Annotated in this window: 16 protein-coding genes, 11 tRNA genes, 1 rRNA gene, 1 pseudogene and 1 riboswitch; of the genes and pseudogenes, 26 read left to right on the top strand and 3 right to left on the bottom strand. The window is 55.6% G+C overall.

Going from position 1 to position 23,488, the window contains the following annotated elements:
• Positions 1-105 precede the first annotated feature (105 nt).
• The 20 genes and pseudogenes from rrf (at position 106) to glmS (ending at position 12,805) form a co-directional block, all read left to right on the top strand.
• Positions 106-222, top strand: a 5S ribosomal RNA gene (gene rrf, locus CDO73_RS26105).
• 32 nt (positions 223-254) lie between these two features.
• Positions 255-330 (top strand) — tRNA-Asn (locus CDO73_RS26100).
• A gap of 3 nt (positions 331-333) precedes the next feature.
• Positions 334-406: transfer RNA gene (locus CDO73_RS26095), tRNA-Thr, on the top strand.
• A 32-nt stretch (positions 407-438) separates the two neighbouring features.
• Positions 439-510: transfer RNA gene (locus CDO73_RS26090), tRNA-Glu, on the top strand.
• A gap of 7 nt (positions 511-517) precedes the next feature.
• A tRNA-Val gene (locus CDO73_RS26085) sits at positions 518-593 on the top strand.
• A 14-nt stretch (positions 594-607) separates the two neighbouring features.
• Positions 608-682 (top strand) — tRNA-Gln (locus tag CDO73_RS26080).
• Positions 683-685: 3 nt separating this feature from the next.
• Positions 686-761: transfer RNA gene (locus tag CDO73_RS26075), tRNA-Lys, on the top strand.
• A gap of 23 nt (positions 762-784) precedes the next feature.
• Positions 785-869: transfer RNA gene (locus tag CDO73_RS26070), tRNA-Leu, on the top strand.
• 8 nt (positions 870-877) lie between these two features.
• Positions 878-952 (top strand) — tRNA-Gly (locus CDO73_RS26065).
• 7 nt (positions 953-959) lie between these two features.
• A tRNA-Arg gene (locus tag CDO73_RS26060) sits at positions 960-1,036 on the top strand.
• Between the two features lie 15 nt (positions 1,037-1,051).
• Positions 1,052-1,125 (top strand) — tRNA-Pro (locus tag CDO73_RS26055).
• Between the two features lie 9 nt (positions 1,126-1,134).
• A tRNA-Gly gene (locus tag CDO73_RS26050) sits at positions 1,135-1,208 on the top strand.
• Positions 1,209-1,517: 309 nt separating this feature from the next.
• Positions 1,518-4,313, top strand: a complete 2,796-nt coding sequence (ppc, locus tag CDO73_RS26045) for a phosphoenolpyruvate carboxylase (protein WP_088491418.1) — start codon at positions 1,518-1,520, stop codon at positions 4,311-4,313.
• Positions 4,314-4,656: 343 nt separating this feature from the next.
• Positions 4,657-5,226: an RNA polymerase sigma factor SigW gene (gene sigW, locus CDO73_RS26040; protein WP_088491417.1), complete on the top strand. Its 570-nt coding sequence runs from the start codon at positions 4,657-4,659 to the stop codon at positions 5,224-5,226.
• A 238-nt stretch (positions 5,227-5,464) separates the two neighbouring features.
• Positions 5,465-5,545: pseudogene (locus CDO73_RS27385) on the top strand (anti-sigma factor); the annotation flags it as partial.
• 78 nt (positions 5,546-5,623) lie between these two features.
• The gene (locus CDO73_RS26035; protein WP_306437552.1) at positions 5,624-6,103 is read left to right on the top strand and encodes a bactofilin family protein; all 480 of its coding nucleotides are present in this window, start codon (positions 5,624-5,626) and stop codon (positions 6,101-6,103) included.
• 299 nt (positions 6,104-6,402) lie between these two features.
• A complete protein-coding gene (cdaA, locus tag CDO73_RS26030; protein WP_088491415.1) occupies positions 6,403-7,236 on the top strand; it encodes a diadenylate cyclase CdaA in 834 nt (277 codons plus the stop codon).
• Complete coding sequence (locus CDO73_RS26025; RefSeq protein ID WP_088491414.1) at positions 7,229-8,839, top strand: CdaR family protein; 1,611 nt, start codon at positions 7,229-7,231, stop codon at positions 8,837-8,839. Before cdaA ends, CDO73_RS26025 begins: the two co-directional genes overlap by 8 nt.
• Positions 8,840-8,928: 89 nt before the next feature.
• Positions 8,929-10,269, top strand: a complete 1,341-nt coding sequence (gene glmM, locus CDO73_RS26020; RefSeq protein WP_088491413.1) for a phosphoglucosamine mutase — start codon at positions 8,929-8,931, stop codon at positions 10,267-10,269.
• A 703-nt stretch (positions 10,270-10,972) separates the two neighbouring features.
• Complete coding sequence (gene glmS, locus CDO73_RS26010) at positions 10,973-12,805, top strand: glutamine--fructose-6-phosphate transaminase (isomerizing) (protein ID WP_088491411.1); 1,833 nt, start codon at positions 10,973-10,975, stop codon at positions 12,803-12,805.
• A gap of 100 nt (positions 12,806-12,905) precedes the next feature.
• On the opposite strand, the gene CDO73_RS26005 is transcribed toward glmS, so the two are convergent.
• Positions 12,906-13,322, bottom strand: a complete 417-nt coding sequence (locus CDO73_RS26005) for a MerR family transcriptional regulator (RefSeq protein ID WP_088491410.1) — start codon at positions 13,320-13,322, stop codon at positions 12,906-12,908.
• A gap of 210 nt (positions 13,323-13,532) precedes the next feature.
• Here CDO73_RS26005 and CDO73_RS26000 point away from each other — a divergent pair, with 210 nt between their 5' ends.
• Positions 13,533-14,573, top strand: a complete 1,041-nt coding sequence (locus CDO73_RS26000) for an NAD(P)-dependent alcohol dehydrogenase (RefSeq protein ID WP_088491409.1) — start codon at positions 13,533-13,535, stop codon at positions 14,571-14,573.
• Positions 14,574-14,677: 104 nt separating this feature from the next.
• On the opposite strand, the gene CDO73_RS25995 is transcribed toward CDO73_RS26000, so the two are convergent.
• Positions 14,678-15,229: a DUF1003 domain-containing protein gene (locus tag CDO73_RS25995; RefSeq protein WP_088491408.1), complete on the bottom strand. Its 552-nt coding sequence runs from the start codon at positions 15,227-15,229 to the stop codon at positions 14,678-14,680.
• 265 nt (positions 15,230-15,494) lie between these two features.
• Positions 15,495-15,664, bottom strand: a riboswitch (M-box (ykoK) riboswitch).
• A gap of 239 nt (positions 15,665-15,903) precedes the next feature.
• Here CDO73_RS25995 and CDO73_RS25990 point away from each other — a divergent pair.
• The 5 genes from CDO73_RS25990 (at position 15,904) to mmuM (ending at position 22,667) form a co-directional block, all read left to right on the top strand.
• On the top strand, positions 15,904-16,995 hold the full coding sequence (locus CDO73_RS25990) for an SGNH/GDSL hydrolase family protein (RefSeq protein WP_088491407.1): 1,092 nt from the start codon (positions 15,904-15,906) through the stop codon (positions 16,993-16,995).
• Between the two features lie 254 nt (positions 16,996-17,249).
• Complete coding sequence (gene map / locus CDO73_RS25985) at positions 17,250-17,996, top strand: type I methionyl aminopeptidase (protein ID WP_088491406.1); 747 nt, start codon at positions 17,250-17,252, stop codon at positions 17,994-17,996.
• A 9-nt stretch (positions 17,997-18,005) separates the two neighbouring features.
• Positions 18,006-19,112, top strand: coding sequence for an alpha/beta hydrolase (locus CDO73_RS25980; RefSeq protein ID WP_088491405.1), 1,107 nt, complete (start codon positions 18,006-18,008; stop codon positions 19,110-19,112).
• A gap of 1,186 nt (positions 19,113-20,298) precedes the next feature.
• Positions 20,299-21,675, top strand: a complete 1,377-nt coding sequence (gene mmuP, locus CDO73_RS25975) for an S-methylmethionine permease (protein WP_088491404.1) — start codon at positions 20,299-20,301, stop codon at positions 21,673-21,675.
• 20 nt (positions 21,676-21,695) lie between these two features.
• The gene (mmuM, locus tag CDO73_RS25970; protein ID WP_088491403.1) at positions 21,696-22,667 is read left to right on the top strand and encodes a homocysteine S-methyltransferase; all 972 of its coding nucleotides are present in this window, start codon (positions 21,696-21,698) and stop codon (positions 22,665-22,667) included.
• 377 nt (positions 22,668-23,044) lie between these two features.
• On the opposite strand, the gene CDO73_RS25965 is transcribed toward mmuM, so the two are convergent.
• Positions 23,045-23,464, bottom strand: a complete 420-nt coding sequence (locus CDO73_RS25965) for a chemotaxis protein CheW (protein WP_088491402.1) — start codon at positions 23,462-23,464, stop codon at positions 23,045-23,047.
• Positions 23,465-23,488: the final 24 nt, after the last annotated feature.

Raw genomic sequence — 23,488 nt, 5'->3', positions numbered from 1 at the left:
TCGGTTACTCTTGTCTCTGTGTGTCGTGTTCATTTTGTGTCTTCCTTCTGTTTTTTTTTTTTTTCAAGGTGCAAACCTTGTATCGGTTTACTTCGTAAACCTTGGTTTGGTAGTGATAGCAGAAGGGTTCCACACGTTCCCATCTCGAACACGACCGTTAAGCCTTCTAACGCCGATGGTACTTGGACCGCAGGGTCCTGGGAGAGTAGGAAGCTGCCAAGCCATCCGCGGTTCGTTATCGGACCGCAGATTATTCCCTGATAGCTCAGTTGGTAGAGCACTCGACTGTTAATCGAGTTGTCACAGGTTCGAGTCCTGTTCGGGGAGCCATTTGCTCTCATAGCTCAGTAGGTAGAGTGCATCCATGGTAAGGATGAGGTCACCGGTTCGAGCCCGGTTGAGAGCTTGCCGTAAGGCTGTTTTACCGAAAGTCAGCATGGCCCGTTGGTCAAGGGGTTAAGACACCTCCCTTTCACGGAGGTAACAGGGGTTCGAATCCCCTACGGGTCATACATACGGAGGCTTAGCTCAGCTGGGAGAGCATCTGCCTTACAAGCAGAGGGTCGGGGGTTCGATCCCCTCAGCCTCCACCATATTCATTCTCTGTTGGGGGTTAGCCAAGCGGTAAGGCAACGGACTTTGACTCCGTCACGCATAGGTTCAAATCCTATACCCCCAGCCATGAGAGCCATTAGCTCAGTTGGTAGAGCACCTGACTTTTAATCAGGGTGTCGAAGGTTCGAGTCCTTCATGGCTCACCATTTACACCAGATCAGTAAGACGTGCGCGTGTGGCGGAATTGGCAGACGCACTAGACTTAGGATCTAGCGTCTTATGACGTGGGGGTTCAAGTCCCTCCACGCGCACCATTTATTTTGCGGACGTGGCTCAGCGGTAGAGCATCGCCTTGCCAAGGCGAGGGTCGCGGGTTCGATTCCCGTCGTCCGCTCCATTATTTTGCGCCCTTAGCTCAGCTGGATAGAGCGTTTGACTACGAATCAAAAGGCCGGGAGTTCGAATCTCTCAGGGCGCGCCATTTTAAATTGAATAACGGGATGTAGCTCAGCTTGGTAGAGCACCTGGTTTGGGACCAGGGGGTCGCATGTTCAAATCGTGTCATCCCGATTGCTTTTTGCGGGTGTAGTTCAATGGTAGAACTTCAGCCTTCCAAGCTGATAGCGTGGGTTCGATTCCCATCACCCGCTCCATTAAACAGCCGAGACCGGATACGGTCTTTTTTGTTATATATACTGGCGTTCTTTAGAGCGCCGTTTTCTTATAGTCTCTGACTTTCTCTCTGCGCAGTTTTAAAGCGGGAACCCTTTATTTAAGAGGTATGTTTTACTCCGCTTTCATTCATAGATAAGTTTTTATCAGGCTTTTTGTTTGAGCAAGGGCGATCAAATACCCGGTCGCTTTTCGTTACAAAAGTAAAGATTTATCAAATGAATTGTTGTATGATGTGATGAAGATGTCATATCAGCAAGCATGCAATGAAGACAGATAGGAGGAGTAAAATGACTGAACTGACGGTAACCGCAAACAAAGGCAGTTCCAACAACCTGCTCAGACGCGACGTGCGGTTCCTGGGAAATATTCTTGGAGAAGTGCTTGTGCATCATAGCGGACAGGAGCTTCTGGATAAGGTAGAGAAGATTCGGGAGTTGAGCAAATCGCTTCGCGCGATCTACTTGCCCGATTTGCACGAGGAATTCAAAAAAGAAATTTATTCGCTTGATCCCGAGATCCGACATCAGGTGATCCGTGCTTTCGCCATCTACTTCCAGCTGGTGAATATCGCGGAGCAAAATCACCGGATTCGCAGAAAACGGGATTACGAGCGTTCTGCCGGAGAAGCCGCGCAGCCGGGCTCGATCGAAACTTCCGTTCAACAAATGAAGGAGCAGAACTTCTCCTACGAAGAGGTGCAAGCCTTTCTCGAAAATCTGTCGCTTGAACTGGTAATGACGGCTCACCCGACAGAAGCGGTGCGCCGCGTCATTCTGGATATCCATAAACGTATTGCAGCCGACGTCATGCAGTTGGACGATCCGTCGCTTACGTTCCGCGAGCGCGAGCAGCTGCGCGAGAAACTGCTGAACGAAGTCATTACGCTCTGGCAAACGGACGAACTTCGCGACCGCAAGCCGACCGTTCTCGATGAAGTGCGCAACGGCATGTATTATTTCCATGAAACGCTTTTCCACGTACTGCCGGACGTTTACGCAGAACTCGAACGCTGTCTGGATAAATATTATCCGGACCATAATTGGCATGTGCCGAATTATCTGCGCTTCGGTTCGTGGATCGGCGGAGACCGCGACGGGAACCCTTCCGTAAAAGCAAATGTCACGTGGCAGACGCTGCAAATGCAGCGTAAGCTGGCTATTCGCGAATACCATCGGATCCTGCTTGACCTGATCCATATGTTAAGCTTCAGCACGACGATCGTAAAAGTAACGGACGAGCTGATGGAGTCGATCGAGCGCGACCGCGAGACGGTTACCGTAGACGCCAAGTTGAACTGGAACAACGAGCACGAACCTTACCGAATCAAATTAACCTATATGATGCGTAAATTGGATAACGTACTGGACGACGAGAAAAAAGATCAACCGGATCGATACGCTTCTCCGTCGGAGCTGATCGAGGATCTGAAAGTGATCGATCGCAGCTTGCGTTTCCATCATGCGGATTACGTGGCGGACAGCGCGATCAAAACGCTCTTGCGTCAAGTCGAACTGTTCGGTTTCCATACGGCTACTCTCGATATTCGGCAGCACAGCCAAGAACACGAGAAAGCCATGACGGAAATCTTGAACAGCATGAATATCACGCCTAACTATGCCGATCTGTCGGAAGACGAAAAAGTCGAACTGCTGGTCGGATTGCTCGAAGATCCTCGTCCGCTGACGACGCCTTACCAAACTTACAGCGACGGAACGGAAGAGTGTCTGCAAGTATACCGGACCGTGTTCGAAGCACAGAACGAGTTCGGCCAGAACTGCATCAGCAGCTACTTGATCAGCATGGCGGAAGCTTCGAGCGATATTCTCGAAGTCATGGTCTTCGCCAAAGAAGTCGGTTTGTTCCGCAAACAACCCGACGGGACCGTCGTATGCACTTTGCAGGCCGTTCCTTTGTTCGAAACGATCGACGATCTTCAAGCCGCCAGCGGCATCATGAAGCGGTTGTTCGATATTCCGATTTATCGCGAAGGCGTAAAAGCGATGAAGGATCAGCAGGAGATCATGCTCGGCTATTCGGACAGCAGCAAAGACGGCGGTACCGTAGCAGCCAACTGGGAACTGCGCGTCGCGCTGAACGAAATTACCGCGATGGCAGGGAACTACGGAATCAAGCTGAAGTTCTTCCACGGACGCGGAGGAGCGCTCGGACGCGGAGGCATGCCTCTCAATCGGAGCATTCTGGCTCAGCCGCCGCACACGGTAGGAGCAGGAATCAAGATTACGGAGCAAGGCGAAGTCTTGTCTTCCCGTTACTCGCTCAAAGGTATCGCTTATCGAAGCTTGGAACAGGCGACTTCCGCGCTGTTGACTTCCGCCATGGCGGCAACGGACACTTCTTATATGGAAGAAGAGCGTCAATGGGAAGATATCGCGAGAAGCATCTCCGAAGCTTCGCTCGTGAAATATCAGGATCTGATCTTCCGCGACCCGGACTTCTTGGCTTTCTTCAAAGGCGCGACTCCGCTGTCAGAGATCGGCGAACTGAATATCGGTTCCCGTCCTTCGAAACGGAAGAACAGCGACCGGTTCGAAGATCTGCGCGCGATTCCTTGGGTGTTTGCTTGGACGCAAGGGCGTTACCTCGTTCCGGCATGGTATGCGGCAGGTACGGGCATCCAAAGCTTCTATCAAGGAAAACCGGAGAATCTGGAAACGTTGAAACAGATGTACGCGAGCTTCCCGTTCTTCACGACGCTGATCGATTCGCTCCAGATGGCGATCGCCAAAGCCGACTTGGTCATCGCTCAAGAATACACCTCCATGTATGGAGACGAAGACAGCCGCAGCCGGATCTTCGGGTTGATCGAAGAAGAATTCCGTTTGACGAAGCAGCTTATTCTCGATATTACGGGACAGCAAGAGATTCTGGACAACGTTCCGGTCATTCAAGAATCGATTCGTCTGCGCAATCCTTACGTCGATCCCCTGAGCTATCTTCAGGTGCAGCTGCTGACCGAACTTCGCGCTCAACGCGATTCGGGCGAAGAAGACGATCAGGAACTGCTCCGCGAAGTGCTGTTGACCATCAACGGCATTGCGGCGGGTCTTCGAAACACGGGCTGATTTCGGCGTAACGGCAAGGCCGGACGTATAACCGCTTTTTTTCGGAACCGCGTATTTTCTTCGGAAAAGAACGCGGTTCTTCTTTTTTGGCTGGAAATCGCTCGGATTAAGATTTTAATTTCTTGAACAATGTAAGGATCTGGAGGAAGTTACAACGGTAGTGTTGCTTTTTGACGCCGCATGAATTACGATTTGAACATACCTATAGGATGGCGCTTTGTGGACTTTATTGCCGCTTGGCGTCCGATGGAATGCTTGCCTTCAGTTGTAAGGGAATCTAGGCAGGGAGCGACAGGGGCGCTTCGGATTCCCGGTTCAGCGGGCTTAGTCTGGGGGAGACACGGTGGACAATCTGGAAACGAGATTGGTGAAACTTGCGCTCAAAGGTGACCAGAGGGCTTTCGCCGAAATCGTTGATCTTTATAAAGATCGAATTTTTCATCTCGCATATCGTATGCTGAATAACAGGCATGAGGCGGAAGATGTCGTTCAGGAAACGTTTCTGCGCGTCTATCGAAATCTCGATCGTTACGATCCCGGACAGAAGTTCTCGACATGGATCTATCGGATCGGCACCAACTTAAGCATCGACCGTCTTCGCAAAAGAAAACCTACATATTCGCTCGACGCCGAGATCGGCGATCAGGACGGCGCCGACGGTTATGCGCTGATCCCGAGCGATAATCGCACGCCGGAGAGCGAATATATGATCTCCGAGACGCGCACCACGATTCATCAAGCGATCGACGAATTGCCGCCGAAATACAAGACGGTAATGGTCCTGCGCTATTTGCAAGAGCTGTCGCTGCAAGAGATCAGCGACGTGCTCGACATGCCCGTAACCACAATCAAAACGCGGGTGCACCGCGGTCGCGAATTTTTGCGGAAAAAGCTGGAATCGCAGAGCTACTAGGCGGTTTCGTTTTTTTTTTGCGGCGGATCTCTAAATTTTACGGAATGTTGAACGATGATAAATAAAATCAGAATTAAATGCGATTTTGTTGTTTCCAATTGAAACTATCATCGGAATGGGGCGTATTAAGTAGGGCATAATAAGGCCAATGTTAGCTTGACCGCGTCCAATTTGAGGTTTCCGCTGGGCGTAACCTTATCTTGTTGTCGGTCAAGGGAGTCGAGTTTACCGAGTTTCTATGAAAGGATTGGCTCATATGGATTGCAAACAAGCCGTCTCGTTTATGCACGAGTACCTCGATGGAGAACTTCCTTCGGAGCAGGCACGCGAATTACGAAGTCACCTTGACGCCTGTCCGGATTGCCGAGCGGCTTTTCGACGTCTTGAAGAGACGGAGATGATGCTGTTCGCCGCAAATCGGAAAGACGAGTCCGTATCCTTATCCGACGATATGACCGATCGCATCATGAGTTTTCTTCCTCAGCCCAAAAAGCACAATCCGGTGTGGAACTGGGTGCGCATGCATCCTGCTCTGACCTCCGCGGCTGCTGCTATCCTTATTATGCTGGGCACGTCGATCGGATTCTGGAATGCGGATACGCAGCTTGTTCTTAAGGGAAATGATCTTAAGGGCGTTCAAGTGCAGGGCAACGTCGTCATCGTTCCGGAAGGAACGAAAGTGGCCGGCGACCTCACGGTAGAACGTGGGAAGCTGGAGATCTACGGCGATGTAGAAGGAAACGTGACCGTAATCGACGGTTCGGCTTTTCAGGCTTCGACTGCGCATGTCGCAGGTCAGGTTAAGGATATTAACCAGGCATTCGATTGGATCTGGTACAAGCTGGGCAACATCGTCTCGGAAGTCGCCTATCGTTAAATCTGCGGCCTGTAAGGAAGATCGCATGCAGCCGCTAACAACCGAATCGGGTTCTTGCACGGGAATCCTTCTATGTCGCACCCGTAACGCGGTGTCCTCGTCCTTCTCGGGCGGGGCGCCTTTTTTTGTTTCTTACTGAGGGGGTTCGCTTGCAACGCAGGCATGAACGTTATAACCTATAAGTATACAAATCCGAAGCAGCAATCCGAACCGGCAGTCGGTTTCGAAGCTTGGACCGCCGGCGTAAATACATAACTGCCAGCAGCCTGAGAGAGTCGGAGATAACGGGGGCTTGGGTCATGATGGATTATTTTACAAACCTAACTTGGAAAGACACGATCAAGGATGTCGCGGATATCTTGATCGTTACTTATATTGTGTATCAACTGATCTTGTTGGTGCGCGGAACCCGAGCCGTTCAACTGTTGAAAGGGATTCTGGTCTTGGTATTGATCTGGGCGATCAGTACGCTGTTGGATCTCTATACGCTCAAGTGGTTGATGGACCGGATGTTTACGTTCGGCGTCGTCGCGATCTTTATCATTTTCCAGCCCGAACTGCGTCGCGGCCTCGAACAGCTCGGACGGGGCAAGTTCGTGGGCCGAAATATCGCGGACGAAGAAGAAGTGGGCCAAATGATCGGCGAACTGATGAAGTCCGTCGCTTATTTATCGCGGCGAAAGATCGGGGCTTTGATCGTGTTCGAGCGGAATACCGGACTCAACGAGTATACCGAATCCGGCATACCGTTGAAGTCCGTCGTCACGTCGGAGCTGCTTATCAATATCTTTACGCCCAATACGCCGCTGCACGACGGAGCGGTGATCATTCAAGAACGCACGCTGACGGCGGCAGCCTGTTATCTGCCGCTGTCGGAGAATCCTTTTATCAGCAAAGAACTCGGAACGAGACACCGCGCGGCAATCGGCATCAGCGAAGTCGCGGATTCGATCTCCGTGATCGTCTCGGAAGAGACGGGGCAAGTCTCGCTTGCGCTCGACGGCAAAGTCGTACGGGACATCAGCGAAGAAGCGCTGGTATCGAAACTGTACGAGCTGCTGAAGCCGAATACGTCGACGAAAGAAAAAAAGGGCTTGTTCTGGAGAAAGAAAGGGGACGAGCCGAATGGATAAATGGCTTGCCAATAATACGGCCGCCAAGATTATCGCGTTGGCCGTTGCCTTGATCTTATGGGCAATGGTTCATGTGGATACGGATGCGCCGACCATCACGCGAAGCAGTCAAGGCGACCAGACGACGATTACCAATCTAGCGATCAAACCTTACGGATTCGATAACGAAAAATACGTCCTGAAGTCGGTGAGTCCGCAGCAGGTCAGCATTAGCGTGGCCGGACAACGTTCGCTGCTCACCTCGCTGCCCAGCGCAAGCGAATATGAAGTGAAGATGGACCTTAGCAGTATCAGCGAACCCGGCAAATACGAGGTTCCGCTTCAATTCGATCCGCCGGCGGGCGTAGAACTGTTATCGATTCAGCCGTCCAAAGTAACGGTGACGGTCGAAGAGAAAGTCACGCAGGAGTTCCAAGCCGTCGTACTGACGACGGGAGTTCCGGCCGACGGATTCACGGAGCTGGATCCGGTCTTCGAGGACGGCAATACCGTAAAAGTCACGCTGCCGACCAGCGAAATGAAGCAGGTGCAGAAGATTCAAGGCGAGATGAGCGTCGACGGATCGAACGGAAACGTATCCGGCCGGGTCAAACTGGTCGCGTATTCGAATAACGGGGAAGTCCTCGATGACGCCGAGATCGTACCTTCTTCGCTCAAAGTGCAGATTCCGATCTCTTCCAACGTTTCTTCCAAAACGCTTCCGCTGAACGTCAGCTACAGCGGAAGGCTGCCCGACGGCCTTGTTCTGTCCGGCGTGCAGGCGGCTGCGAAAGAAGTGAAGCTGTACGGAGCTTCGGGAGCCTTGAAGTCCGTAGATGCTTTTCCGCCCGTCACGCTGGATCTGAGCCGGATCACGGCGGAAGGAACGACGCGTTATACGGAAACGCTGACCGCGCCCAGCGGAGTCCAGCGTATCGAACCGTCTTCGGTGCAGTACACGGTGACCGTCGTTCCGTACAAGGAAAAGGTCATCTCCGACGTGCCGATCCGGTTGACCGGTCAGGCAAACGGGCTGAAGGCGACCATCACCGATCCCGAGTCCGGACGAATGGACATTACGATCGTGGGAGCTCCTAATCTGCTGTCCGACGTAACCGCCTCCGATATCGGATTGACGGCAGACTTGTCGGGACTGTCCGCCGGTACGCATAACGTGCAGCTCAAAGTCTCGCTGCCCGATTATATCGGAACCGGCGGAGATTCGCCGCCTTCCGTTACGGTCGAAATCGCGGGAACAGGCGAATCGGGCGCAGGAGAAACGCAAACTCCTCCTGCCACGGAGACGCAGCCCGAGACTCCGACTCCCGATTCGAGCACCGGAAGCGGAGAAACGGGCAATACGGAGCCTCCTGCCGATAACGGATCCGTCGACGTGCCGAAGGACACGGATACGCCGACTGACGGAGAAAGCGAGCCTGCTCAACCGGGAACGACGGAAGAGAACCCGCCCGGCGACAACCCGACGAATCCGGACCCGAATAATACCGGCGAAGAAGGGAGTCCGCAGGGAGAAACGCCTCCGTCAGATCAAGGCGGCACTACAGGAAATACCGGCAATACCGGGAATACAGGCAATACCGGGGGAGGAACAAACGCCCCTTGACGTTGAAACGCAATCAATAAGATCACTAACATTCGAATTCGAATACGTCATACGGCGTGGTTTGAAATAAAAGGAGAACGAGAATCGATATGGGTAAGTATTTCGGAACAGACGGCGTGCGCGGAGTCGCCAACAAAGAATTGACGGCAGAATTGGCTTATAAGATCGGACGCTGCGGCGGATACGTATTGGCGGGCAAAGTAGAGAAACCGACGGTGTTGATCGGCATGGATACCCGGATCTCGGGGCTTATGCTGGAATCGGCTTTGATCGCGGGTCTGCTGTCGATCGGCGCGAACGTCGTGCGTCTGGGCGTAGTCTCGACGCCGGCCGTGGCTTATCTGACACGGACCATGAAAGCGCACGCCGGCGTGATGATCTCGGCTTCGCATAATCCGGTCGAAGACAACGGCATCAAATATTTCGGCGGCGACGGCTTCAAGCTGTCGGACGAGACCGAGTTCGAGATCGAAGCTCTTATGGATGCGGAGATCGACGAGCTGCCTCGTCCTGTAGGCGGCGGTCTGGGCACGATCGTGAACGACGAAGCGGCCAAGTTCGTCTACCTCGACTATTTGAAAACGACCGTGAAGCAGTCGTTCTCCGGTCTGAAGGTCGTGCTCGACTGCGCGCACGGCGCGGCTTACGAGTTGGCTCCGCGTTTGTTCCGCGATCTCGGAGCGGAAGTCATCGCGATCGGCGCCGAGCCGAACGGTCTTAATATCAACGACCATGTCGGTTCCACCCATCCGGAACTGCTGCGCGAAGAAGTGATCAAGCACGGTGCCCACATCGGTCTCGCGTTCGACGGAGACGCGGATCGTCTGATCGCGATCGACGAGAAAGGCGAAGTGCTGGACGGCGACTATATTCTCTGCATTTGCGGCGACGCGATGAACCGCGCCGGCAGCCTGAACGACGGCACGATCGTGACGACGGTAATGAGCAATATCGGGTTCTACAAAGCGGCCGAGAAGCTGGGCCTTAATACGCTGAAGACTGCCGTAGGCGACCGTTACGTGATGGAAGAAATGAGAAAAGGCAATTACAACTTGGGCGGCGAGCAATCCGGCCATGTGATTTTCCTCGATCACAGCACGACGGGCGACGGCATGCTGACGGCTATTCAACTGGTCGATACGTTGGTCGCTTCGGGCAAAGCGCTGAGCGAACTCAAAACGATGATGCGCCAGTACCCTCAGCTGTTGGTTAACGTTCGCGTGCAAGACAAGAGAAACTACGAAGGCAATCCGGCCATTCTCGCCGCGGTGGAAGCCGTCGAACGCGAGCTGGGCAATGAAGGCCGCGTCTTGGTGCGTCCGTCCGGAACCGAAGCTTTGATCCGCGTCATGGCCGAAGGCCCGGACAAAGAACAGCTCGACCGCGTCGTTGGCCAGATTGCCGACGTCGTGCGGGCCGAACTGGTGTAACCCGAGCATACGAAAAAAGCGTCCCGGCGCCGGAGTTGTAAACCAACGCGGGATGTCATATAATGTTGAAGTGCCCGCTTGCGTTCAGGCGGGCATTTCTATTAGAGTAAGACCCATCTACTTTTACATAGAAAGCGAGGATCGAATACAGTTTCATAAGCGCCAGAGCTTGAGTGCCAGATCGGAACGCCGGAAGACGACAGTCTGACGGGTATGCGCGATTCAAGCTGACGAGGTGGAGGTGTTCGAAATTTTCGGCGGGGACCTCCCGGTATTGCACCGAACCGTGAGCAGATTACGGAAAACGGACAGGCGACTGTCCGCACAAACGAATCTGCGGGTGCTCCATATCATCGGGCTTTTCGTGCGATTGATCGACGAAGACGCGAAAGCTTACGCGGCCGAAACGAAACAAACGACGGCTTTGTTTTCGGCGCGGATTTTGAAAGTGCAGACGATCCGGCGGGAGAAGTCTGTCTGCTCGGCGGTTGTTCGCGAACGGTCGCTTGCAGCGAAGAGATCGGATCTTCTTTTCCGCAAGCCGCGATTCATCGCGCATGCATAAGCGCAGCAGGCGCTGCCTGTCTTTATGCGGGTTCGTGAAAGAAGTCTTGTTTGGTTTTCAAAAGCGAAGCTGCGTTCTTCCGACTATCTGCTCGGTACCCGATGATCCAACCCAAACCATGAGCGGAGGAAATTTAATATGTGCGGAATCGTAGGATATATCGGAGCAAGAAATACACAGGACGTTTTGATCGAAGGTCTCTCTAAGCTGGAATACCGGGGATACGACTCGGCGGGCATCGCGGTCTACACGGACGGAGGCTTGAAAGTCGCCAAAGCGATGGGACGTCTGGTCAACCTGGAAAACAAGCTTGAAGGCGCTCCGCTGGTCGGATCGGTGGGCATCGGTCATACCCGTTGGGCTACCCACGGCAAACCGTCCGACGTCAACTCTCACCCGCACACGGACGCGACTCAGAAGTTCTCGGTCGTGCATAACGGCATCATCGAGAACTATCTGGAATTGAAAGACGAGCTGATCGCAAGCGGCGTCGAATTCGTCTCCGAGACGGATACGGAAGTCATCTCCCATCTGGTCGCGCGCGAGTATGACGGCAGCATCGTAGAAGCGGTTCAGAAAGCGATCAAGCACCTGCGCGGCGCGTTCGCGCTGGCTGTTCTGACCGAATACGAACCGGACCGCATCGTGGCCGTGCGTCAAGCCAGCCCGCTGATCATCGGTCTCGGCGAGAACGAGAACTTTATCGGTTCCGATATTCCGGCGATCCTGAAATATACGCGCAACGTGTTCATTTTGAACGACGGCGAAATGGCTCTGCTGACTCAAGACAGCGTGAAGCTGATGACGATCGAAGGCAATACCATTGCCCGGGAAATGACCCATATCGAATGGGATGCCATCACGGCGGAAAAAGGCGGCTACGAGCATTTCATGCACAAAGAAATTCACGAGCAGCCTAGAGCTTACCAAGATACGATGCGCGGACGCGTGGACGAAAGCGGCAAGAAAGTCATTCTGCCGGACTTCCACATGACCGACGCGCAAATCAAGAACATCAAAAACGTGCAAATCATCGCTTGCGGTACGGCTTACCACGCAGGTCTGGTCGGACGTACGGTAATCGAGCGTCTGGTACGCATTCCGGTCGAAACTGACGTCGCTTCCGAATACCGTTACCGTTCCCCGATCGTGACGCCGGAAACGCTGGTCATCGTCGTGAGCCAATCCGGCGAAACGGCCGACACGCTGGCGGCTCTGCGCGAAGCGCAAGCCAACGGTGCTCATGTACTGGCCATCACTAACGTGGTGGGCAGCTCGATCGCGCGCGACGCGAACGACGTGATCGCGACGCTGGCCGGCCCGGAAATCGCCGTCGCTTCGACCAAAGCGTATACGTCGCAGCTGATCGCTTTCTATCTGCTGGGTCTGTACTTCGCGCAAGTACGCGGCACGCAAACGCAAGAGCAAGTAGCGGAGACGATCGCGGCCATGCACGAACTGCCTGGACAAGTCGAGACGATCTTGGCGCGCGAAGAAGAAATCAAAGTCTACGCCGAGAAGTTCTCGTCGCACGACCACCTGTTCTTCATCGGACGCGGACTCGATTACGCGGCGGCTCAAGAAGGCTCGCTGAAACTCAAAGAGATCTCGTACATCCACTCCGAAGCTTATGCGGCAGGCGAGCTGAAACACGGCACGCTGGCGCTGATCGAAGACGGCGTACCGGTAATCGCTTTGGCGACCGAACAAGCGCTGATCGAAAAAACGGTCAGCAACATCAAAGAAGTCAAAGCCCGCGGCGGCGAAGTGCTGGCCGTATGCTATGAAGAAGACGCCAAAGAACTGATGAAATCCGTCGACGAAGTCGTGACGATTCCGAAGACTTTGCCGCTTCTGACCGCTTCGCTGTCGGTTATCGTGCTGCAGCTCTTGGCTTACTACGCTTCCCTGGCTCTCGGTCTGGACGTGGACAAACCGCGTAACTTGGCGAAAAGCGTAACGGTCGAATAAGCCGAATTTTTTCTGATCCGCATCGAAACCAAAAAGGATTAGTCCCGATTGCCGGGGCTAATCCTTTTTTTGCTGCCGAGCTTCCTGCTCGATTCGCTTATTAATAAGATAGAGCTTTGGCGATTTGATTCTGACGGTGAATCGCTTCGGTACCGGCATCCAAGGCAGTCTGATAATAGCTGCATTTATGCTCGATGACCCGCATCGTTTCCGTCAGTTCGCGCATCTGCGCTTCGACGGCAGCTTTGCGTTCTTGGAACATGTCGAAGCGCTGCCGCAAAGTCGCGTCGCCTTCGGAACACCATTCGATGAACGTCTTGATTTCTTTGATCGGCATGCCGGTCATCTTCAAGCATTCGATAATCCGCAGCGCTTCCAGATCGGATTCTTTGAAAACGCGGGTGCCGCCGTCGGTGCGTTCCACGAACGGCAGCAAGCCTTCTTTATCGTAATAGCGCAAAGTATAAGGAGTAAGATTCAAAACTTTGGCCGCTTCGCCGATCGTATAGGTCTTCATGGCGTACAATCTCCTTCGATAAAAACAAATGTAAAACCAACTCCGAGTGCGTTCGATTCTAGCACCGGCCGCAACGAATGTCAAAACAGAATCTTTTTCGGAAGACCTGCTCGATTAACGCTTGACTTAGAGTCGACTCTAGGGCTTAGCATAAAGCGAAAGCTTGGAGGATCATCCAAGAGAACTACCCGAATTCGAGGAGGTTTTTCCATGTCAACGGCTCAAGCGCGCGCCGTCTTCGACGCGCAAGGTTCTTTCCGATCGACCGAGATTCAAAGACGCGATCTTCAACCGCACGATATTCTGATCGAGATCAAATATGCGGGGATCTGCCACTCCGATATTCACAGCGCCCGCGGCGAATGGGGACCGGTGCAGTATCCGTTCGTGCCGGGACACGAGATCGCCGGGATCGTAGCCGCAGTCGGCTCGTCCGTAACGAAGCATGCGATCGGCGATCGGGTCGGCGTAGGCTGCATGGTCGACTCCTGCGGCAAATGCGTGCACTGTCACGAAGGCGAAGAGCAATACTGTCTGGAAGGGATGACCGGCACCTACGGTTCGGTCGACCGCTACGGTCAATACACGCAGGGCGGGTATTCCAGCCATATCGTCGTGACGGAAGATTTCGTCGTGCGGATTCCGGACAGCCTGTCGCTCGAAGCGGCGGCTCCGCTGCTGTGCGCAGGGATCACGACGTATTCGCCGCTGCGTCACTGGGGCGTGACGGCCGGCAAAAAGGTCGCGGTCGTCGGACTCGGCGGACTCGGCCATATGGCCGTCAAATTCGCCCATGCGATGGGAGCCGAAGTGACCGTATTGTCGCAATCGCTCAAAAAGAAAGAAGACGGCTTGAAGCTCGGCGCCGACCATTATTACGCGACAAGCGATGCCGAGACGTTCAAAGCGTTGGCCGGGTCGTTGGATCTGATCATCAATACCGTCAGCGCGGAGATCGATATCAATGCTTATCTGTCGCTGCTGGCGGTCGACGGCACGTTGGTCAACGTGGGCGCTCCGCCGACGCCGCTGCCGGTTCAAGTCTTCTCGCTGATCGGCAAACGCCGTTCGTTCGCCGGTTCGTCGATCGGCGGCATTCGCGAAACGCAGGAAATGCTGGACTTCTGCGCCGAGCATGACATCACGCCGGAGATCGAAGTCATTTCCGCGGACCGGATCGACGAAGCTTGGGAACGCGTGATGAAGTCGGACGTGAAATACCGCTTCGTGATCGATATCGCGACGCTGTAATTCGATCTTGGAATAGGGAATAGAACGAATATAAAAAGGCTTTGCCCGAGTTCTCGGGCAAAGCTTTTTGCTGTTCCTACGGAGGGAATTGAACGTGGCGTCATTTATTCCTTTTTCGACTTCGCGTTTGCCAGCAGCAGTTTCTTCAGCTCGATCAATTCTTCTTCGATCCGATGAAGATGGCTTTGCATATCGTCGATTTCCTGCTCGGCTTTGTAATTGATCGCGAAATCGATAATCGATTCGTGTTTGTCTCTGGAGGCTTGACGGTTCTGGCTCATCATGATGACCGGCGCTTGAAAAGCGGCGATAAACGACAAGCATAAGTTCAACAAGATAAAAGGCGGCGCATCGAAACGAAGACGAGTAAACGGCAGACTGTTCCAGACAATCCAAACGATCAAAAAGCACGCAAAATAAACAATGAATGTCCAACTGCCGCCGAACGACGCGATGCGATCCGCCAGACGATCCGACCAACTCGTCTTTTTTTGATAAGCTTCGTCCAGATGAGCCAGAATGCTATTTTCGTAATGGTCGACCAGCCGATCGATCCGACGTTTGTTTTCTTGATTCAATTCGATATCGAAACCTTCGATATGACCGGACGGGAAACGGGTTTGCTCTTTTTTTTGAAAAAAATTCGTTTTGGACATGATTGACGGCCTCCTTCGATTTCGGGCAGTCAGGTTCTCGCGTTTAATCCGTCGGAAAGGAGTTGCGTTCGCGCTCGAATCCGGCATTGCGTTCCGACCCGGCTGCCTCTGGACTGTTCGGTTCCGGTTCGCGTTCAGACGATATTCGGCTTCCCATAAAAGAGCGTTCAACCCCTTTCCGTATCCATGTTTGATCCAACGAAAAACGCCCTTCAGCTCGACTGAAGGGCGCGTTTAAGCATACGGAATCCGTGCATGCCTATCCGAAAGTCCCCAAGTCGAGCTTTAGCACTATACGACGTAAAAGAACCGGGTTCTTTAGCCACGTTATGAAAAGCCTTAATCCGGCAATTCCTGTTCTACCCATTGGCATCTCTCGATGTTTCCGGGCAGTGGCCTGTGTTCGTATAGGAGCCTCACCTAACGAGGATCGATCTATTACGCTGCGATCATACTGCTGCACGAAAATTCTGTCAACATGCTTTCGCAAGGGGCTAACCGAGACGAGAAACGAAGGGGATCCCCGCCGCGGATAAGCTTTCGCCAAAAAGGCAGCCTGGAACATTCGCCGCCGGAAACGGCAGGTCGCTTTTTTTAAGAATGGTTGCTGGATTATGAAGGAAAAAGCGCTATAATAAATCGGCAAACCATCCTGAGCGCAAGGAGAGAAACGCTTGAACATCCGCAATTCCGAACCTTCCCGTCATCCGCTGCTTCAAGGCCGAACTTGGCTCGTCTGGCTGCTGCTGGCGGCAACCGTGCTGCTCGCCGCGCCCTCGATCGGGCGCGTCAACGCCGATATGATCTCCGTAAGCCCGGACGATCCGAATATTCAGTATATCGGCCGTTGGGACACCTCCTTACCCGGCAGCTACCGCGGATATTGGGCCGGGACTTCGTTTACGACGGGCTTTACCGGCACGAGCGCGAAGCTGCGTCTGGGAAGCGCGGAAGCTCCGGCCCGTTCGAGTCTCTACGCGTCGGTGGACGGCGGTCCTTTTCGGCTGTACTCGAACGCTTCGGGACTGGTCAATCTGACGCCCGCGCGTCTGGAACCCGGTCAACATACCCTGACCGTGGTAACGCGCGATATTCGCGATACGATCGTGTTCCGGGGTCTGCTGCTCGACGAAGGCGCGGAGACGTTCGCTATTCCCGGGCGGGAACGCTGGATCGAGTTCGTCGGCGATTCGATCACGGTGGGATACAAAAATCCGGATATCGCGCTGGATTCGTATGCTTGGTTGACCGGCGAACGGTTGAACGCGGACCATACGCAGATCGCTTACACGGGCATCTGCCTGACCGATGGCGTGTCCTGCAACGGACTGCCGCCGCGAGGCATGAGCGAGCAGTATTTCAAGCTTCAGCCGCTCGATTACGCGAATTCGCCGGATTGGAACTTCGAAGGGCGGCAGCCGGATGCGGTCGTGGTGAATATCGGCACGAACGACGCGCGGGCGAAGCTGGACGGCACCGCGTTCACGGAAACGTACGTCCGTTTTCTGGAGCGGCTGCGGGACGTTCATCCCGAATCGGAGCTGTTCGTGATCGTGCCGCTGAACGGATACATGAACGAGGAAACGCGGCAAGCGGCGGAACTTCGGCTCGCGGCGGGCGATACGCGGCTGCACGTGATCGGCACGGACGGCTGGTTGTCGGAAGCGGCGGGAGATTACAGCGACGGCTTGCATCCGTCCGAAGCCGGTAACGAGAAAATGGCCGTTCGGCTCGCGGAAGCGATTCGCGGCGTTACGGGATGGTAAAAGGTCCAAGTCAGGCTGCGGGCGGCGTTCCCGGAGCCTTTTTTGCGGCCGGGGGCGAAATGGGATGCCGCACAGTGGTATAATAGCGGGTAACGGCAAAAAGGAACGCACAGGATCGAGGTCGGTTCCTGTCCGACGGACTTCGCGGTGCGCCGGAAAGGCACGGACAATCCGGAAAACGGCATACGCGCGCTGTCGGAACGCGATTGCCGGCAGGCGCTTGATTTAACGACAAGACATAAAGGAGAAGAATCATGATCGTAAAAACGGAGCAAGAACTCGAAGGTCTGAAAAAAATCGGCAGAATCGTGGCGATCATCCGCGACGAATTGAAAGAGATGGCGAAACCGGGCGTGCGCACGATCGATCTAGATCGCCGCGCGGCGGAACTGTTCGAAGAACACGGGGCGGTATCCGCTCCGAAATCGACGTACGATTTTCCGGGTCATACCTGCATCAGCGTGAATGAAGAAGTCGCGCACGGCATTCCGAGCGAACGCGTCATTCAAGAAGGGGATCTGGTCAACGTGGACGTGTCCGCTTCGTGCGACGGTTATTTTGCCGATACGGGCGTATCGTTCGTCGTGGGCAAAGGCGATCCGCGTCTAGTCGAATTGTGCGAAGCGGCGGTCGAAGCGTTCGAAGCCGGAGCCGCGAAGATCAAAGCCGGTTCGAAGCGCAACAATGCGGGCAAAGCGGCTTATAACGTCGCGCGCCGCCACGGGTTCAACATCATCGAAACGTTGACGGGACACGGCATCGGCACCGCGCTGCACGACGACCCGGAATATATCTTGAGCTACTACGACCCGACCGATACCGACCTGTGGAAAGACGGCACGGTTATCGCGTTCGAGCCTTTCGTCTCGACCAATGCGCGCGAAGTGTTCGAAGACGAACATGACGGCTGGACCTTGAGAGCGGACGACGGCAGCTTGGTGGCGCAATACGAGCATACGATGATCATCACCAAAGGCGAGCCGATCATCCTGACGAAATAGGAGCCGACGATGGAGAACATGACGGCGACGCGTTTGCTGAACGAAGCTCTTCGTATTCGGGAAGAGCAAGGAGCCGAAGCGGCCTACCGATTCGTTCGGCAGTATTCGATTCCGGACGAGACGAAGGGCAGCGGACCGGAAGGAAGTTTGGCGGAAAAAGAAGCGGCGGCTCCGGCGGCAGGCGATGCGCGGCAGGCGAATCTGCTGTACGCGCTGGCCGCCGCTTCGGGCCGCGAAAGCGAAGCGATGGCGGTTCTGCGCGAAGCGGTCTTGGAGCAAGGATTCTGGTATCCGGCGGATTACCTGCTGGAAGACGAGGATCTGGAGCCGCTGCGCGGTATGGACGGCTTCGCGGAGTTGGCGGATCTGTGCGCGAAGCGCGAAGAAGCGGCGCTGGCGAACGCGGCGCCGGGGCTTGCGGTGTTGGGAACCGGCGGATCGGTTGGCGGAGCGTTCGGCAGACCGGCCGACGAGGTGGAAGCCGCAAAAGCAGAAAGCGCAGCGGCGAAGGCCGGAACCGAAGAGTCGGCGGCAGAAGCCGCTGCGCGGCCTCTGCTGCTCGCGCTGCACGGCGATCAGGAGAACGAGCGCGATTCGGCGCCGTTCTGGGGCACGGCTTCGCGTGCCGGTTGGACGGTCGGCCTCGTCCGCTCGTCGCAGACGAGATTCTCGGACGCCTACGGCTGGGACGACATCGACTTGGGCGCGGCCGAGCTGCGCGAGCATCTGGAGACGCTCCGCGGATCGGCGCCGGAACCGGGCGGCGCGCCCGTCGCGCTCGGCGCTTACTCGGCCGGAGCCGAGGTGGCGCTGAACGCCCTGCTGCACGACGAGCTGCCCGCGGACGGACTGGTGTTAGTCTCGCCCTGGCTGGACGAGCCGGGGGAATGGGTCGAGGCGATGGACCGGCTGGAAGGCCGTACGCCGCGTTTCGCGCTGATCGCGGGGGCCGAGGATGCCGAGGGCCGCGAGGCAATGGAATCGCTGGTCGAAGCGATGCAGGAAGCCGGGCTGGAGTTCCGGCTGGAACTGGTGCCGGGGATGGGGCACGATTACCCGGCGGATTTCGCGGCGCGGCTCGATGCGGCGCTGGCCTGGATCGCGGAAGGCCGATAAGCCGGAAGCGGGGAACGGCGGCAAGTAGCGGGAAGCGCGCGTACGGGAGAAGCCTTGCTGCTTGAAGCGAATGAAGCGGATTTTGGCGTGCTTTGCTATCGCGCTTTGCTCGTGTTTTGCTTTTGCGGAAAATCAGCATAATCAAGAACGGAAGCAGCCCGGTATGCGGGCTGCTTTTTGGTGTTTTTTCCGGCTGCATTGACAAAAAAGCAACGTAGAGTCGCGATTTTTTGTTTTGCAAGAGTTACGTTGACAATAAAGCAACGTAGAAGCGGAAACGAGGCGGAGTTCGGATGAAAAAGCATTCTACATTGCCTTTTAGGACATGTAAGCCATTCAACAAGCTGAAATATAGGCTCTACGTTGACAGAAAGGCAATGTAAGATGCGGGAACGGGTCGAAATGCGGAAAGTGGTTTGCTAATCAGACTTTGCGGACGATCGAAGTTTTCCGAAAGTGCGAACGTGAAGCTCCCAACGAATCCTAGGGAGGTTCGCACTCCGCGCCGCATAAGGGATTTCGCGATTTTTCTTGTGTTTTTGTCCGGTTTTGATTAGGCTGTTTTTGAGGTTCGCACTTTTCTCGCTTTTGTCCCTTGCGAGGCAACGGTTGAAGAGGGGAACAGTCGCTCCACGTGCGGGAGCGTGGATTGAAACAACCTTTTCGGCCGCAACTTCTTCGTCCGTCTTGTCGCTCCACGTGCGGGAGCGTGGATTGAAACGATGTACAGCGGGACGATCGGATCCGGTAAGTCTTGTCGCTCCACGTGCGGGAGCGTGGATTGAAACATGGACGAGTGCTTGTTTTTCGCGAACCGGACTTGTCGCTCCCCGTGCGGGAGCGTGGATTGAAACTGCGCCCGTATGGGCTTTTTGCCTTTTTTCATGGGCCGCTTCCCCTGCGGCAACATGCATTAAAACCGCGCGACGGTGTTGAATGAGTTAAGCGAACCGCGACCCGTTTAACGCGGGCTCGTCATATCGCCTCTGCTTGTGCTTCTCTGTGCCCTAAGCCCTTCGTGCCCATTCCGTTCACCGCACTAACGCGGCAGAAAAATAACGGTTGACACGTCATGTCAAGCCCGGTATATTGGTTGAAAAATCGTTGGACCCGGCAGGAAAGTGTTTCCGAGGCGTCTTGCAAGCGAAGGCGTCTTTTTTGCGTGAGGACCGGAAATGGAGAGGTTATGGAGCAGGAACAGACAGGGGATTTTCAGCGAAAAATGCAGGTTCGGCATGTCGTCATGCTGTCGCTGGGCGGGGTCATCGGGACGGGATTGTTCCTGAGTTCCGGTTATACGATTCAGCAGGCGGGGCCGATCGGCACGATTCTGTCGTACGCGGTCGGCGCGATCGCCGTCTATCTCGTGATGCTGTGCCTCGGCGAATTGTCGGTGCAGATGCCGGAGACGGGCGCTTTTCATACCTATGCTGCCAAATACATCGGTCCGGCTACGGGCTATACGGTCGCTTGGCTGTACTGGCTGACATGGACGGTCGCGCTCGGCTCGGAGTTTACGGCGGCCGGACTGCTGATGCAGCGCTGGTTCCCCGACGTGAACGTCTGGATCTGGAGCGCGCTGTTCGCGGCTCTGATCTTCTTCCTGAACGCGAGCAGCGTACGTTTTTTCGCGGAATCGGAGTTCTGGTTCTCGCTGGTAAAAGTCCTGACGATCGTCGCGTTTATCGTGATCGGAGCGGCGGCGATGTTCGGACTCGTGCCGATGGAAGGCCGGGATACCGCGCCGCTGCTGTCGAACCTGACCGCGGACGGCTGGTTCCCGCACGGGGCGACGGCGATCCTGATGACGATGCTCGCCGTGAATTTCGCGTTTTCCGGCACGGAGCTGATCGGCATCGCGGCGGGGGAGACGGTCGATCCGACGCGCACCATTCCCAAAGCGATCAAAACGACGCTTGTGCGCCTCGTGCTCTTTTTCCTCGGAACGATCGTGGTGCTGTCCGCGCTGCTGCCGATGGACGACGCGGGCGTATTGGAAAGTCCGTTCGTGGCCGTGCTTGACCGGGTCGGCATCCCGTACGCGGCCGACGTGATGAACTTCGTGATCTTGACCGCGATCTTGTCTGCGGCCAACTCCGGTCTCTACGCGTCGTCGCGGATGCTGTGGTCGCTCGCCGACAAAGGCACCGTCCCGCGTTCGCTCTCGCGCATCACGTCGCGCGGCGTCCCGCTGAACGCGCTGATTCTCAGCATGGCGGGCGGAGCGTTGGCGCTGCTGTCGAGCATCGTGGCGCCGGGAACCGTCTATATCGCGCTCGTGTCGATATCCGGGCTGGCCGTGGTCGCCGTCTGGATGAGCATCAGCTTGTCGCAATTGCTGTTCCGCCGGGCTTACCTGCGCGCAGGCCATTCCGTGCAAGATCTGGCGTACCGTACGCCGGGATATCCGTTCGTGCCGATCGCTTCGTTCCTGCTGTGCCTGCTGTCGTGCATCGGCATCGCGTTCGACCCGACGCAGCGAATCGCGCTGTACTGCGGGGTGCCGTTCATCCTGCTCTGTTACGCGGCTTATTATCTGACGAATCGCAAATCAAACGGTTAAACGAAAGGAGTCGATCCATAATGGCTGCATCCCCTCATTCTTCGACAGCCGATCCGATTGCCGCCATCTTGGCGAATTATCCGGTGCTGATCCTCGACGGCGCGATGGCGACCGAATTGGAGCGCCACGGCTGCAATCTGGACGACCCGCTGTGGTCGGCCCGCGTGCTGCTGGAGCAGCCCGAGCTGATCCGCCGCGTGCACGAAGATTATTTCCGCGCCGGAGCCGATTGCGCCATTACGGCGAGTTATCAGGCGACGGTAGAAGGTTTCGCGGCCCGGGGCATCGGCGAAAACGAAGCGCTCGGCTTGATCCGGCAGACGGTCGAACTGGCCGCGCAAGCGCGCGATGCGTTCTGGGCGGCTCGAGAGTCCGGCACCGCCGGCCGTCCCAAGCCGATCATCGCCGCTTCCGTCGGTCCGTACGGCGCTTTTCTCGCGGACGGCTCGGAGTATGTCGGCCGTTACGGCGTCAGCGACGAGCGTCTGGCCGAGTTCCATCGGCCGCGCATGAAGGCGCTGATCGAAGCGGGCGCGGATCTGCTGGCGTTCGAGACCGTTCCTTCGCTGCAAGAAGCGCTCGTGCTGGCGCGGCTGCTGGAAGAGTTCCCGGATACGTTCGCATGGGTGTCGTTTTCGCTGAAAGACGGACAAGCGATCAGCGAAGGCACGCCGATCGAAGCCTGCGCGCAGGCGCTCGAAGCGTATCCGCGCATCGCGGCGATCGGCGTCAACTGCGCGCCGTCTTCGTCGGCGGCCGAGGCCGTCGCCCGTTTGGCCGCTTGCACGGCGAAGCCGGTGCTGGTCTACCCGAACTCCGGCGAAGCGTACGACGCGTCGACGAAGACTTGGCATGCCGGAGAATCGGCGGCTTGCGGCGATTTTGCCGATTCGGCCCGCGCGTGGCACGAAGCCGGGGCACGGCTGATCGGAGGCTGCTGCCGCACGACGCCGGAGCAGATCGCCCGAATCGCCGCCGTATGGAGAACTTAAAAAGTTTTCGCGAAAAAAGTTTGCGGAGCAGTGATCCGTATTCGCGTTTGCCGCGTTACGTAGAATAAGAGCGTCGGAAAAAGCGGGATCCGCGAACAGCCCCATCACCTGAACCGTACCCGCGGCGGTCGGCGCTCTTAGGTTCCGCGGCATGCATGAGGACTTTACGGCAGTCATCGTCATCTTCGTCCAACTTATCATCCGTTCGCATGTCCTCATCCGATCGAACCCCGATCCCTCTAAGGCGCCGTGAAAAGAATGTACCCCATATCCAGCAATCGTTCTGGCACGCCGGCAGCCGCGGAAACGTTCAAAAGCCCTGATCTCAGATCAGGGCTTTTGTTTCGTTCTTTTTACGGAAAAGGCTTCGATAAAACTTACGCGCCGCCGCCCGTCGTGGTTGCCAGCAGCGTGTCCACGTTCAACACCAGTACCAGACGGTCGCCGTGCTCGAACACGGACGGCAGGAAGCGCCGGCTGGCGACTTCTTCGTTGTCCGTCAGCGCCGTCTCGGGCACGGAAGCCGTATCGTCGAGCGAGTCGACGAGCAAGGCGACTTTCTCCCGGCGGAGCAGGATGAACTTGTCCGTATCGCGTTGGTCTTCGTGCGATACGTTCAATTTTTTACGCAGGTTCACGATGGTATAGATCTCGTCGCGGATTTTGACTACGCCCTCGTGCCAGTTCGAAGAGAACGGAATCGAGGTGCCCGGCTTGGAGTTCTGAATCTCGTCGATTTCATGGAACGGAATACCATAAGTTTTGTCGGCCAATTTGAATAAAATAAAGTCGCTCATCGTATGTGCCGGTCCCCTTCGTTA

Origin of the sequence: Saccharibacillus sp. O23 (assembly GCF_002205895.1) — a bacterium.
Lineage (GTDB): Bacteria > Bacillota > Bacilli > Paenibacillales > Paenibacillaceae > Saccharibacillus.
The sequence above is the reverse complement of the archived record's forward strand: the minus strand, read 5'-3'. Positions and strand labels throughout refer to the sequence as shown.

Bases quoted from the DNA above. Each gene is read 5' to 3' on its own strand.
- glmM (WP_088491413.1), top strand. From the start codon at position 8,929: ATGGGTAAGTATTTCGGAACAGACGGCGTGCGCGGAGTCGCCAACAAA.
- CDO73_RS25995 (WP_088491408.1), bottom strand. From the start codon at position 15,229: ATGTCCAAAACGAATTTTTTTCAAAAAAAAGAGCAAACCCGTTTCCCG.
- CDO73_RS25965 (WP_088491402.1), bottom strand. From the start codon at position 23,464: ATGAGCGACTTTATTTTATTCAAATTGGCCGACAAAACTTATGGTATT.
- cdaA (WP_088491415.1), top strand. From the start codon at position 6,403: ATGATGGATTATTTTACAAACCTAACTTGGAAAGACACGATCAAGGAT.
- mmuP (WP_088491404.1), top strand. From the start codon at position 20,299: ATGGAGCAGGAACAGACAGGGGATTTTCAGCGAAAAATGCAGGTTCGG.
- map (WP_088491406.1), top strand. From the start codon at position 17,250: ATGATCGTAAAAACGGAGCAAGAACTCGAAGGTCTGAAAAAAATCGGC.
- CDO73_RS26025 (WP_088491414.1), top strand. From the start codon at position 7,229: ATGGATAAATGGCTTGCCAATAATACGGCCGCCAAGATTATCGCGTTG.
- CDO73_RS25980 (WP_088491405.1), top strand. From the start codon at position 18,006: ATGGAGAACATGACGGCGACGCGTTTGCTGAACGAAGCTCTTCGTATT.
- CDO73_RS26005 (WP_088491410.1), bottom strand. From the start codon at position 13,322: ATGAAGACCTATACGATCGGCGAAGCGGCCAAAGTTTTGAATCTTACT.
- mmuM (WP_088491403.1), top strand. From the start codon at position 21,696: ATGGCTGCATCCCCTCATTCTTCGACAGCCGATCCGATTGCCGCCATC.
- ppc (WP_088491418.1), top strand. From the start codon at position 1,518: ATGACTGAACTGACGGTAACCGCAAACAAAGGCAGTTCCAACAACCTG.
- CDO73_RS26035 (WP_306437552.1), top strand. From the start codon at position 5,624: ATGATGCTGTTCGCCGCAAATCGGAAAGACGAGTCCGTATCCTTATCC.
- CDO73_RS26000 (WP_088491409.1), top strand. From the start codon at position 13,533: ATGTCAACGGCTCAAGCGCGCGCCGTCTTCGACGCGCAAGGTTCTTTC.
- glmS (WP_088491411.1), top strand. From the start codon at position 10,973: ATGTGCGGAATCGTAGGATATATCGGAGCAAGAAATACACAGGACGTT.